The 12046-nt window shown below is 68.7% G+C and carries 9 protein-coding genes and 1 pseudogene; 6 read left to right on the top strand and 4 right to left on the bottom strand.

Translation table 11 applies throughout. The features are described from left to right. The first annotated feature begins 71 nt into the window (after window positions 1-71). Window positions 72-662: a LysE family translocator gene (locus tag AC1HC7_RS13950; protein ID WP_479498376.1), complete on the top strand. Its 591-nt coding sequence runs from the start codon at window positions 72-74 to the stop codon at window positions 660-662. Between the two features lie 16 nt (window positions 663-678). Here AC1HC7_RS13950 and AC1HC7_RS13945 read toward each other — a convergent pair whose 3' ends face one another. The 3 genes from AC1HC7_RS13945 to yidC all read right to left on the bottom strand — a co-directional run bounded on the left by AC1HC7_RS13945 (window position 679) and on the right by yidC (window position 4396). Beyond that, window positions 679-1536: a class I SAM-dependent methyltransferase gene (locus AC1HC7_RS13945; RefSeq protein ID WP_479498375.1), complete on the bottom strand. Its 858-nt coding sequence runs from the start codon at window positions 1534-1536 to the stop codon at window positions 679-681. Window positions 1537-1613: 77 nt separating this feature from the next. Continuing rightward, window positions 1614-2273, bottom strand: a complete 660-nt coding sequence (yihA, locus tag AC1HC7_RS13940) for a ribosome biogenesis GTP-binding protein YihA/YsxC (RefSeq protein ID WP_479498374.1) — start codon at window positions 2271-2273, stop codon at window positions 1614-1616. Window positions 2274-2557: 284 nt separating this feature from the next. Next, a complete protein-coding gene (yidC, locus tag AC1HC7_RS13935) occupies window positions 2558-4396 on the bottom strand; it encodes a membrane protein insertase YidC (RefSeq protein ID WP_479498373.1) in 1839 nt (612 codons plus the stop codon). Between the two features lie 387 nt (window positions 4397-4783). Here yidC and AC1HC7_RS13930 point away from each other — a divergent pair, with 387 nt between their 5' ends. The 5 genes and pseudogenes from AC1HC7_RS13930 to AC1HC7_RS13910 all read left to right on the top strand — a co-directional run bounded on the left by AC1HC7_RS13930 (window position 4784) and on the right by AC1HC7_RS13910 (window position 10643). Continuing rightward, the gene (locus tag AC1HC7_RS13930; RefSeq protein WP_479498372.1) at window positions 4784-5959 is read left to right on the top strand and encodes a hypothetical protein; all 1176 of its coding nucleotides are present in this window, start codon (window positions 4784-4786) and stop codon (window positions 5957-5959) included. 252 nt (window positions 5960-6211) lie between these two features. After that, window positions 6212-7684: a glucose-6-phosphate dehydrogenase gene (gene zwf / locus AC1HC7_RS13925; protein ID WP_479498371.1), complete on the top strand. Its 1473-nt coding sequence runs from the start codon at window positions 6212-6214 to the stop codon at window positions 7682-7684. Further along, window positions 7681-8340, top strand: a pseudogene (pgl, locus tag AC1HC7_RS13920) (6-phosphogluconolactonase); the annotation flags it as partial. The gene zwf and the pseudogene pgl, both read left to right, overlap by 4 nt. A gap of 93 nt (window positions 8341-8433) precedes the next feature. Continuing rightward, on the top strand, window positions 8434-10047 hold the full coding sequence (pgi, locus tag AC1HC7_RS13915) for a glucose-6-phosphate isomerase (RefSeq protein ID WP_479498433.1): 1614 nt from the start codon (window positions 8434-8436) through the stop codon (window positions 10045-10047). Window positions 10048-10157: 110 nt separating this feature from the next. Further along, window positions 10158-10643 (top strand): hypothetical protein, encoded by a 486-nt coding sequence (locus AC1HC7_RS13910; RefSeq protein ID WP_479498370.1) that lies wholly within the window; start codon window positions 10158-10160, stop codon window positions 10641-10643. Between the two features lie 81 nt (window positions 10644-10724). Here the strand turns inward: AC1HC7_RS13910 and prfB are convergent, their stop codons facing one another. Beyond that, window positions 10725-11852: a peptide chain release factor 2 gene (gene prfB, locus AC1HC7_RS13905; RefSeq protein ID WP_479498369.1), complete on the bottom strand. Its 1128-nt coding sequence runs from the start codon at window positions 11850-11852 to the stop codon at window positions 10725-10727. Between the last annotated feature and the right edge of the window lie 194 nt (window positions 11853-12046).

Below are 12046 nucleotides of genomic sequence, written 5' to 3'. Positions count from 1 at the left end.
CGCCATCCTGCGCGCGGGCCGGCGCCGGCCGGCGGCGCGGGCCGACGCCCGGGCGAGACCCGGAGTGTTCCATGCTGACTTTCGCCGCCGCGGTGTTCTTCCTGATCATCACCCCGGGCCCGGGGGTGCTGACCACGGCCGGGGTGGGCGCCGGGTTCGGGCGCAACGCCGGGCTCGCCTACCTGACCGGGCTGTTCCTCGGCGCCAACATGGTGGCGCTGGCGGTGGTGTCGGGGCTGGCGGCGGCGGCGCTGTCGGCGCCCTATCTGCGCGAGGCGCTGTTCATCGGCTCCACCGGCTATCTGCTGTATCTGGCGATGAAGATCGCCTTCGCGGGCAGCCGCGTCGCCTTCATCCACGCCGAGCGCCCGCCCGGGGTCGGCGGCGGGATCATGCTGCAGGCGATCAACCCCAAGGCCTATGCCGTGAACACCGCGCTGTTCAGCGGCTTTCACTTCGGGGCCGGGGATCCGGGCATGGAGGTCGCGCTGAAATTCCTGATCATGAACGCGATCTGGATCCCGGTGCACCTGCTGTGGCTGACGGCGGGGGTGACGCTGCACCGGCTGGACCTGTCGCAGGCCGCGCATCGGCGCATCAACCTGGCGATGGCCGCGTCGATGCTGGCGGTGGTGGCGCTTGCCGTCTGGTCCCAGATCTGATCCGCGGGCGGGGCGCTCAGCCGCGCTTCACCGCCAGCATCATCCGCGGCGCCACCCGCCCGGCGCGGATGTTGCCCAGCAGGTTGGCGAATTTCTCCGACATGTCGGCGCCGGTGACCAGGTGCAGGCTCAGCGGCGGCGGACCGTCGGCCCTGGCGGCGGCGGCGGCGCGACCGGCCTCGAAAAACGCGATGGCCTGCGTGGCGCGGTCCTGCTCGGCGCGAATGTCGAACCCGGCGGCGTCGAGCAGCGCGCGCATCTCCTCGGGCGTGACGAGGCGGCTGGTGGCGGCGGTCTCGGCCCAGGGCACGGGATAGTCGCAGCCGGGCTCGGGGCCCTTCATCACGTCATAGATCGCGAATTCGGCGCCCGGGCGCAGCACCCGGGCGATTTCGCCATAGAGCGCGGGACGGTCGATGATGTTCATGGCCGCATGGATGGTGATCGCGGCCTCGAATTCGCCGTCGGCGAAGGGCATGTCGAGCGCGCTGGCCACTTTGAAATCGGTCCGCTCGCCAAGCCCGGTTCGCGCGGCCAGCATCTTCGCGGCGTCGATGAAGCCCGGGGTCAGGTCGATGCCGGCCACCCGCACGCCGCGCTCCGCCGCCAGGCAGCGCGCCGCGCCGCCGATGCCGCAGCCCACGTCAAGCGCCCGCAGCCCCGGCGTCAGGGTCATCATCGCCAGCAAGTCGCGGGTCGCGGCGCGCCCGCCGATGTGCAATTCGTCCACCGGGGCCAGATCGGCCGGGGTCAGCGCGTCGATGTCGACCCCGGTCCGGGCCAGCGCGTCGAGGATCGCCGCGCCCAGCCCGCCGCCGCCGTAATGGTCGGCCACGGCCTGTTCCAGATCGGGTTTTTCCATGTCCTGCGCCATTTCGCCTTGTCCTCCCTGACCGTGCGACATGCCGTCATGTAGGGTCCGGGGGCGGTCAAGCCAATCGCCGGACCGGATTATTCCTCGATGATGCGCATCACCGCGGCGCGCAGCAGCGCCACGCCGTCGCCCTTTTCCGCCGAGGTCACGAGGATCTCCGGATAAGCGGTCACGTGCCGCGCCAGGTCGGCCTTCACCGAGTCCACCACCGCGTCGAGGCGCCCCGGCTTCAGCTTGTCCTGCTTGGTCAGCACCGCCTGAAAGCCGACCGCGGCGCGGTCGAGCAGGTCCATGATCTCGTGATCCACCGGCTTCACCCCGTGGCGCGCGTCGATCAGCACGAAGGCGCGGCGCAGGGTGGCCCGGCCCGACAGGTAGTTCTTCAGCAGCCGCTGCCATTTCTCCACCACGTTGACCGGCGCCTCGGCATAGCCGTAGCCGGGCACGTCCACCAGCCAGGCGGTCTTGTCGCCGAGCGCGAAATAGTTGATTTCCTGGGTGCGCCCCGGGGTGTTGGAGGTGCGCGCCAGCGCGCGGCGCCCGGTGAGCGCGTTCAGCAGCGAGGATTTGCCCACATTCGAACGCCCGGCGAAGCAGACCTCCGGGCGGTCGGCCTCGGGCAGCCCGTCCATGTGGACCACGCCCTTGACGAAATCCACCGGCCCGGCGAACAGCTTTCGCCCGCGTTCCTCAAGATCCGCGTCGACCGGGGCGTTCACCGAAAATTCAACCTGCATCCGTCTTCCTCCGCCGCCGAGGGGCGGCTGTCATCGCCCCGCCCCGGGGTCGCCAGCGACCACCGCATAGGGCGGAACCCGACCCAAGACAACAGCCCGCGCGCCGGGGGCCCGCATGGAGGGCCGGTCATGGCGGGCTCGTCTTCCGGCGCGGGAGCGCCCTGGACAGCGGTTTCGCGCGCGCCCGTCGAAATCCAGTCGAAACAGCGAAACGAAAAAACGGGCCGGCGCAGGGGCCGGCCCGCGGTCACGGTCTGCGCGGACAGCCGCGCAGGCGCGCGTTTTCAGCCGCTTTTCTTCTTGCGCTTGAAGGTGCGCGTGACGTTGCCCAGCAGGTCCACATCCACGCCCTGACTGCGCATGATGATGTATTGCTGGGTGAAGGTGATGGTGTTGTTGGCGATCCAGTAGACCACCAGCCCCGAAGCGAAGCGCCCCAGCATGAACATGAACACCCAAGGCATCCAGGCGAAGATCATCGCCTGGGTCGCGTCGGTGGGCGCCGGGTTCAGCTTTTGCTGCAGCCACATGGAAATGCCCAGCAGGATCGGCAGCAGCCCCAGCGACACGATGGCGAAGATGCTGTCCGCCTCGGGCACCCCCCACGGCGCGAGGCCGAAGAAGTTGAGGATCGAGGACGGGTCCGGCGCCGACAGGTCGCGGATCCAGCCGATGAACGGCGCCTGGCGCATCTCGATGGTGACGAACAGCACCTTGTAGAGCGAGAAGAAAATCGGGATCTGCAGCAGGATCGGCAGACAGCCCGCCGCCGGGTTGGCCTTTTCGCGCTTGTAGAGCGCCATCATTTCCTGCTGCAGCTTCTGCTTGTCGTCGCCGCAGCGCTCCTTGAGCTTCTCCATTTCCGGCTGGAGCTTCTTCATCTTCGACATGGAGACATAGGACTTGTAGGCCAGCGGAAACAGCGCCGCCTTGATGATCAGCGTCAGCGCGATGATCGAGAAGCCCATGTTGCCGATGAACCCCTTGAGGAACACCAGCAGCTGAAAGATCGGCTTGGTCAGGAAGAAGAACCAGCCCCAGTCGATGGCGTCGGTGAAATTCTGGATCCCCTCGTCTTCGTAGGATTTGAGGATGTCGTATTCCTTGGCCCCGGCGAACATCCGGGTCTCCATCACCGCCTCGCCGCCCGGGGCGACCGACATCATCGGCAGGCGGGCCTCGGCGCGGTATTCCTGCGGGCTCTGGCCGCGGCCGCGCAGATACTTGAACACCGCCTCGAATTGCTGGCCGGGCGCCGGGGCGATGGTGGCCATCCAGTACTTGTCGGTGAAGCCGAGCCAGCCGCTGTCGGCCACCTGGATCTTGCTCTGCAGCACGCCGGGGCCGCCGTCGCCCTCCAGCTCCTGCATGTCGTCATAGCCCAGCTCGGTCAGCGTGCCGTCGAACACGCCCACCGCGCCTTCGTGGATGATGTAGAAATTCACCGTCTCCGGCTCGCCCATGCGGGACACGTAGCCATAGGGCGCCAGATCGACGGTCGCGGCGCTGTTGTTGACCACGCTCTGGTCGATCGAGAACATGAAATGGTCGTCGACCGAGATCACCCGCTTGAACAGCAGCCCCGCGCCGTTGTCCCAGGTCAGGGTCAGCGGCGTGTCGGTGGTCAGGGTCTGGCCCCTCGCCAGGGTCCATTCGGTGTTGGGGCCGGGGGTGGCGACCGGGTTCTCGCGGGTCGAAAGCCAGCCATAGACCGCGTAGAACGGATGTTCGGCGCCCACCGGCGACAGCAGGGTCACGGTGTCGCTGTCGGGATCCAGCGTTTCCTTGAAATCCGACAGGTGCAGATCGTCGATCCGCCCGCCGATCAGCGACACCGAGCCGCGCAGGCGGTCGGTGAGAATCGGCGCCCGCGGCGCGCGCTGCAGCGCCGCATCGCGACTCACCGGGGCGGCCGCCTGCCCCGCGGGCGCGCCGCCGCTTGCGGCCGGCGCGGCGCTGGGGGCGGCGCCCTCGGTCGCGCCGCCCTGGGCAAGCGGCTGCTCGACCTGCGACTGGGGCTGGGGCGCCTCCTGCGGCGGCTTCGGCGGGAACAGGATGAACCAGACCATGATGACAGCGAAGCTGAGCACCGTGGCCACGATCATGTTCTTCTTCTCGTCCATGAACGGCTCCGCGTGTAAGTCTGGATCAAGGCGCGGTTGAACAGGGCCGGGGCGGCGAGGTCAAGGGGTTTCGCCGTCGCCCCCGTCGCGCGCCGCGCGGCGACCGGCGCCCCGGGGCGCCGCGATGTCGCGCCCGGCGAACGCCCCGGCGCGCCGCCGCGACCCGGGGCGCGGGATGCGCGGCGCGGGCATTCAACCATGGCCCGGCGCAGCGCAATTCTTCCCCCAATGACCATGATTTATGGACCTTTTACTTAAAGAATTATAAATTGGAATATATGAATTAAACAAATTTTCATTGACTGATTGTCGTTTCGTATTGATAATGAAATAACTCAAGAAACTGAAATAGACAATGCCAAGCAACTTCAGCCTGTGGAGGTGGAAATGCGCAGAAACGGCTTGTTTGGATGGATTGCGGTCCCGGGCGCGGCGATGATCGCGGCGATGTCGCTGAGCGCGGCGCAAGCGACGCCGGTTGCGCTGTTTCAGACCGACGGCGACTCGATCAGCGATTTCGACGGTCTCGGCCTTGAAACCCTCGGCAACGTGCAATTCGGCGTCAGCATCGCCAAGCTGTTCGGCCGCAGCGCCGACGCCGGCAACACGCCCCTGGCCAGTGGCGACCGGTTCGTCAATGATTTCCGCGACACCCTGGCCGACGGCGAGTTCCTCGCCAGCAGCAGCTACGTGCGCCACGAGGCGTCGGGGATCATGTTCGCCATGGGCGCGTTCGACAATCCCAACCACCCGGCGCAAAGCCAGTTCGTTTCGGGGCTCAAGTTCACCATCGCGATTCCCGAACAGATCGGCGCGGCCGACCGCCGTCTGAACCTCCAGTTCGGACTTGGCCAGCTGGCCGGCGGCCCCGCCGCGATCGGCGGCGGCCCGGCGCAGGGCCGCCCGCAACGCAAGGCCGTGCTCCGGGCGCGGATCGCCGGCGGCGCCGGCCGCGGCGTGAAGGTCTGGGGCCAGTTCATCGAGAACCAGAATTTCGATTTCAACGACGCCGACACGAATGGCAACGGCATGATCGACCCGGCCGAAGAAGCCGCCCTGAAACGGCAACTGACGGAACGGGTGATCGCGGCGAAATTGGCGCGCAAGGAAATCACCGGCGCCGATGATCCGCGACTGAAAAAATACTTCGCGCTGATCGACCGCACCAAATTCGTCGATCCGCTGGAATCCTTCTATGTGGATTTCATTTCGGACAGCGGCGGCGGCTTCGATCTGGACGTGCAGATCGTCTTCGCCAATGACCTGTTCGAGAGCCTCGCCCAGCATCTCGACGCCATCACCATCGAAATCGGCGAAAAGCTCGATTTTCCGGAGCTGTATGACGACATCGCGAACGACGCCTTTCTGGGCGCGCGGCCGGTCGGTCTCGACCTCGGCGCGCTGGGCCCGGGGGGCAAGGCGGGCATCATCGTCGGCAGCGTCGACATTGTGCAGGAGGTGCCCGCCCCGGCGTCCTGGCTGCTGAGCCTGAGCGCGCTCGCCGCGTTCGGCCTGGCGCGGCGGCGGCGCGACCGCAGGCGCGCGGCGCGGGCGGCGGCGTAGGCGGCGCAGGCGGCGGCGCAGGCGGGGCGGCGGTTCGCGCAGTCGACGGGCCATGATCGGATTTCGCCCTTGCCGGCCCGTCATCCCCGTCGGGCCGGCAAGGGCGGCATTGGTATCTTCGATTGGTCAGATTGACGGATCGCGTGGAAATCGGGCTTATGCGCGGAGCGATTGATCTCGCCCGCGCCACTCCGACCGCTGCGCCCCAGCGCCCGGCGGATCGCGCCGGGCGGCAGCGAAACGGGGAACCCCATGACGGCACGCATCATCGAGGTCGCGGATTTCGATCTGGTCGTGATCGGCGGCACCGGCGATCTGGCGCGGCGCAAGCTGCTGCCGGCGCTCTACCAGCGCGACCGGGCCGGGCAGATCCCCGCCGGCGCGCGGATCATCGGCGCGGCGCGCGGCGCCATGGACGCGCAAGCCTATCGCGACTTCGCCCGCGCGGCGCTGGCGGAGTTCGTGCCCGCGCCGGAGCGCGAGGCGGCGGTGACGGACCGCTTTCTCGCGCGGCTCGACTACGCGCCGCTGGATCTGGCGTCGGGCAAGGGGTGGGAGCGCATCGCCGCGCTGATGGCGCCGCGCCCGGACGCGGTGCGCGCCTTCTACCTGGCGATCTCGCCCCGATTCTACGCCGACGCCGCGCGACAGGCGCGCGCGGCCGGGCTGCTGGGGGCCGGCGCCCGGCTGGTGGTGGAAAAGCCGTTCGGCACGGACCTGGCCAGCGCGAGGGCGCTCAACGCCGAATTGCTGATGCAGGTGAACGAGACCGCGCTGTACCGGATCGACCATTATCTGGGCAAGGAAACCGTGCAGAACCTGATGGCGCTGCGCTTCGCCAACGCCCTGTTCGAACCGTTGTGGAACGCCGCCCATGTGGATCATGTGCAGATCACCGTGGCCGAAAGCGTCGGCGTCGAGGGGCGCGGCGAATATTACGACCAGTCCGGGGCCATGCGCGACATGGTGCAGAATCACCTGATGCAGCTCTTGTGCCTCACCGCCATGGAGCCCCCCTACCGTTTCGATCCCGACGCGGTGCGCGACGAGAAGCTGAAGGTGCTGCGCGCCCTGCGCCCGATCGCGGGGCGCGACGCCGCCGCCATGACCGCGCGAGGCGCCTATCGCGACGGCCCCGCCGGGACCGGCTATCTGGAGGATGCGGGGCTTGACCGGTCCCGCACCCCCACCTTCGTCGCCATCCGGGCGCATGTGGACAACTGGCGCTGGACCGGGGCGCCGTTCTACCTGCGCACCGGCAAGCGGCTGCGCGCCCGCATGTCCGAGATCGTGGTGCAGTTCCGCGACCCGCCGCATTCGATTTTCTCCGAGGCCGCCGGGGCGCTGCGCCCCAACGCGCTGACCATCCGCCTGCAGCCCGACGAGGGCATGACGCTGGACATGAACATCAAGGATCCCGGCCCCGGGGGGATGCGGCTGGCGCCCGCCGCGCTCGACATGAGCTTCGCGCAACGGCTTCAGGCCTCGGGCCTGCGCCTGCCCGACGCCTATGAACGCCTGCTGATGGACGTGGTGCGCGGCGACCAGACCCTGTTCATGCGCGGCGACGAGGTCGAGGCCGCCTGGGCCTGGATCGACCCGATCCTGCACGCCTGGGATGACCTCGACCCGCCCGAGCCCTATGACATCGGCGGCTCCGGCCCCGAAAGCGCGCTGAGCCTGATCCATGGCGACGGGCGGCGCTGGAAGGAGATCGCGTCATGAGCCCCGCCCTGCCCGTCACCCGCTGCGACCATCCCGAAACCCTGGCCCGGGCCGCCGCCGCGCGCATCGCCGGGATCATCGCCGGGGCGCTGCGGGATCGCGGACGCGCGACCATCGCGCTGTCGGGCGGCGCGACCCCGGCGCGCGCCTATGAATTGCTGGGCGAGGCGACGCTGGACTGGGCGAAGGTTTCGGTGACGCTGGTGGATGACCGCTGGGCCGATCCCGGCGATGCGCGCTCCAACCGAAATCTGCTGAACCGCACCCTGTTTCGCGGCAGGGCGCGGGCCGCGCGGTTCACGCCGCTCTGCACCGGCGATCCGACCCCCGAAGCCGGGGCGCCGACGACCGAGGCCGCGCTGGCGACGCTCGACCTGCCCTTTGATCTGGTGGTGCTGGGCATGGGCGAGGACGGCCACGCCGCCTCGCTGTTCCCCGGCGGCGACCGGCTGGCCGAAGCGCTGGACATGGAATCGGGGCGGCTGGCCCTGCCCATGCGCGCGGCCGGCGCGCCGGAGCCGCGCATCACCATGACCCTGCCGCTGATGCTGCGGGCGCGGCGCATCCTGCTGCTGATCGCGGGATCGGCCAAGCAGGCGGCCTTGGCGCGGGCGCTGGAGGACGGCCCCGTTGCGGAGATGCCGATCCGCGCCTTCCTGCGCCAGACCGGCGCGCCGCTCGAGGTCCTGAGCGGCGACGACCCCGGCGACGCCGCCGAATCCGCCGAATCCGCCGCGACGCAGGCGCGCATCGACGCGGCGTTCGCGAACGTGCTGGCGGCGCGCCGCGCGCTGGCCGGGCGCAGCGCGCTGTCGCTGTTTGAAACCGACCCGGGGCGATTCGAAAAATTCTCCGCCCGGCTTGACGACATGCTGCTGGATTTCTCCAAGACCGGCATCGACGATGCGGCGCTGTCGGCGCTGCTGGCGCTGGCCCGGGCCGCCGGCGTGGCGGCGCGGCGCGACGCCATGTTCGCCGGCGAGGCGATCAACGAAACCGAAGGCCGCGCCGTGCTGCATGTCGCCCTGCGCGCCGCCCAAGGCGATGAATTCGCCGTTGACGGCAAGCCGGTGACCGCCGAGGTGCTGGCGGCCCGGGCCCGCTGCCTCGATTTCGCCGAGGGCGTGCGCACGGGCGCCGTCGCCGCCTGCGACGGCGCGCCGTTCAGCGACATCGTCAATATCGGCATCGGCGGCTCGGATCTGGGCCCGGCCATGGCGACGCTGGCGCTGGCGCCGTTTCATGACGGGCCGCGCACGCATTTCGTCTCCAACATCGACGGCGCGCATCTGGCCGACACGCTGAAAGGGCTGGACCCGGCGCGCACGCTGGTGCTGGTGGCCTCCAAGACCTTCACCACCATCGAGACGATGACCAATGCGCGTTCGGCCATGGCGTGGATGCGGCGCGCGCTCGGGGATCGGGCCGGGGGGCATTTCGCGGCGATCTCGACGGCGCGCGGCCTGGTCGAGGATTTCGGCGTCGCGCCGGAGCGCATGTTCGGGTTCTGGGACTGGGTCGGCGGGCGCTATTCGCTGTGGTCGGCGATCGGGCTCAGCCTGATGATCGCCGTGGGGCGCAAGGATTTTCTGGCGCTGCTCGACGGGGCCCGGGCCATGGACCGGCATTTCGTCGAGGCCGAGCCGGCGCGCAATCTGCCCATGCTGCTGGCGCTGGTCGGCATCTGGCACCGCAACGCCTGCGGGTTCGCGACCCGCGCGGCGCTGCCCTATGACCAGCGGCTGGCGCGGCTGCCCGCCTATCTCCAGCAGCTCGACATGGAATCCAACGGCAAGACCGCGCGGCTTGGCCCGGGGCTGGCCGGGGACACCGGGCCGGTGGTCTGGGGCGAGCCGGGGACCAACGGCCAGCACGCGTTCTATCAGCTGATCCATCAGGGCACGGCGATCGTGCCCTGCGAATTTCTGGCGGCGGCGGAGGGGTTCGAGCCGGAGCTGGCGCATCACCACCAGCTGCTGCTGGCCAATTGTCTGGCCCAGTCCGAGGCGCTGCTGCGCGGACGAAGCCTGGCCGAGGCCGCGGCGCTGATGCGCGCCGGCGGGGCCTCGGAGGCCGAGATCGCGCGCCTGGCCCCGCATCGGGCGTTTGGCGGCGACCGGCCGTCGGTGACGCTGCTGTATCGCCGGCTCGACCCGTTCACGCTGGGCCGGATCATCGCGCTTTACGAACACCGGGTGTTCGTCGAGGGCGCGATATGGGGCGTCAACAGCTTTGACCAGTGGGGCGTGGAGCTGGGCAAGGTTCTGGCGGGCGAGATCGCGCCGATGCTGGAAACCGGCGCGGCCGGGGGCAAGGACGGATCCACCGCCGGGCTGATCGGCTGGCTGCGCAAGCCGGTCTGACGACGCGCCCGCGCGCGCCAGGTGCGGCCCCGGCGCGGGGCGGCGTTGCGCCCGGCGCGCCGAATGCCCATGTTTTCTTCATTGATTGCTCATGAAGAAGGGATTGAACCATGTCCACCTACCTCGTCTGGATTCCGGATCGTTTCGTCAAAGGCACCGTGTTCGGCAGAAAATTCAGGGACAAGCTCGTCCCCGGACTGCATGGCGGCGGCGCCACGGGCGACAGCTGCTGCTGGATGTTTCGATACAAGGGCGGATACAGGCCCGCCTCGGGCCTGCAGAAGGACCGCGTCCTGATGACCATCGAATTCGTCTGGCAGGTCGACAAATACTGGCTGACAGACGTGACCAAGCACATCAATTTCGAGAGCGCCGCCTTCAAGGGCGAATCCAAGCATCCCGGCAAGATCATCGTCAAGAACAACGAGCCGGGCGCCTTCGGGGTCGGGCAGGGTTTTCTTGAAAAATTCAGTCGGCACATCTCGTCGATGGACGTGGCCAGCGCCAAGGAATTCGCCTGGGCGGTCGACCAGTCCGTGGTCAGCAGCAAGGACATCTACAAGGAAATGGCGGATCGCTACAAACGGCTGCTCTGAGCGACGCCCGGGTCTGAATCTTCGGGGCCCGAACCCGCCGCCCGCGCCCCAATGCAATCATGGCGAGGGCGCGCGGGCGGATCAGTCCTCGAAGGCGGCCTCGGCGCGGCTCTTGCCGCTCACGTCGAGCGCGAGGGTCGCGGCCATGAAGCGATCGAGATCTCCATCGAGCACGCCCTGGCTGTCGGAGGTCTCCACATTGGTGCGCAGATCCTTGACCATCTGGTAGGGCTGCAGCACATAGGAGCGGATCTGGTTGCCCCAGCCGATCTCGCCCTTGGCGTCGTGCTGGTCCTGGATCGCCTGGGTGCGCTTGCGCATTTCCATGTCATAGAGCCGGGATTTCAGCGCCGCCATGGCGTTGGCGCGGTTCTGGTGCTGGGATTTCTCCGAAGACGTGACCACGATGCCGGTGGGCATGTGGGTGATGCGCACCGCGGAATCGGTGGTGTTGACGTGCTGGCCGCCCGCCCCGGACGACCGATACGTGTCGATGCGGATGTCGCTTGGCGCCACGTCGATTTCGATCGTGTCGTCGATCACCGGATAGACCCAGACCGAGGAAAACGAGGTGTGCCGCCGCGCCGCGCTGTCATAGGGCGAGATGCGCACCAGCCGGTGCACGCCGCTTTCCGATTTCAGCCAGCCATAGGCGTTGGGGCCGGTGATCTTGTAGGTGGCGGATTTGATGCCCGCCTCCTCGCCGCCGGTCTCGGACATCAGCTCGACCTTGTAGCCGTGCTTTTCGGCCCAGCGCACATACATGCGCGCCAGCATCGCCGCCCAGTCGCAGCTTTCGGTGCCCCCGGCCCCGGCGTTGATTTCAAGGAACGTGTCGTTGCCGTCGGCCTCGCCGTTCAGCAGCGCCTCGATTTCCTTTTGCGCGGCGAGGTCGCGCAGGGCGACGAGGGCGTTCTCGGCCTCGGCGACGACCTCCGCGTCGCCCTCGGTTTCGCCCATCTCGATCAGTTCCTGCTGGTCGGCCAGGTCCTGGGCCAGCGCCTTGTAGCCGTCGATGGCGTCGGCCAGCATCTGGCGTTCGCGCATCAGCTTCTGGGCCTTGGCGGGGTCGTTCCACAATTCGGGGTCTTCGGAGCGGGCGTTGAATTCCTCGAGCCGATGGGCGGCGGTGTCCCAGTCCAGCCGCTGGCGCAGCAGGTCAAGGGATTTCTCGATCTGGGCGATGATGGATTGGGTTTCGGCCCGCATGCGCGATCGGCTCCGTTGCTGATTGCTGGCGGCGCCCCGGACCCAGCGCGGATCGGGGCGCGCGCCCCCGGTGATAGCGACTGGCGCGGCGCGCCACAAGAGCCGCGCGGGCGGGCTCAGTACAGCCCGCCGCCGTCAAATCCGCCGGGGCGCGGCGGCGCCGGGCGTCCGGGCGCGGCGGCGGCGCGGGACCC

It is taken from the genome of Oceanicella sp. (assembly GCF_056449545.1).
Note: the sequence above shows the minus strand (reverse complement) of the source record. Positions and strands in the feature narration are given on the sequence as shown.

Bases quoted from the DNA above. Each gene is read 5' to 3' on its own strand.
- AC1HC7_RS13950 (WP_479498376.1), top strand. From the start codon at position 72: ATGCTGACTTTCGCCGCCGCGGTGTTCTTCCTGATCATCACCCCGGGC.
- AC1HC7_RS13945 (WP_479498375.1), bottom strand. From the start codon at position 1,536: ATGGCGCAGGACATGGAAAAACCCGATCTGGAACAGGCCGTGGCCGAC.
- yihA (WP_479498374.1), bottom strand. From the start codon at position 2,273: ATGCAGGTTGAATTTTCGGTGAACGCCCCGGTCGACGCGGATCTTGAG.
- yidC (WP_479498373.1), bottom strand. From the start codon at position 4,396: ATGGACGAGAAGAAGAACATGATCGTGGCCACGGTGCTCAGCTTCGCT.
- AC1HC7_RS13930 (WP_479498372.1), top strand. From the start codon at position 4,784: ATGCGCAGAAACGGCTTGTTTGGATGGATTGCGGTCCCGGGCGCGGCG.
- zwf (WP_479498371.1), top strand. From the start codon at position 6,212: ATGACGGCACGCATCATCGAGGTCGCGGATTTCGATCTGGTCGTGATC.
- AC1HC7_RS13910 (WP_479498370.1), top strand. From the start codon at position 10,158: ATGTCCACCTACCTCGTCTGGATTCCGGATCGTTTCGTCAAAGGCACC.
- prfB (WP_479498369.1), bottom strand. From the start codon at position 11,852: ATGCGGGCCGAAACCCAATCCATCATCGCCCAGATCGAGAAATCCCTT.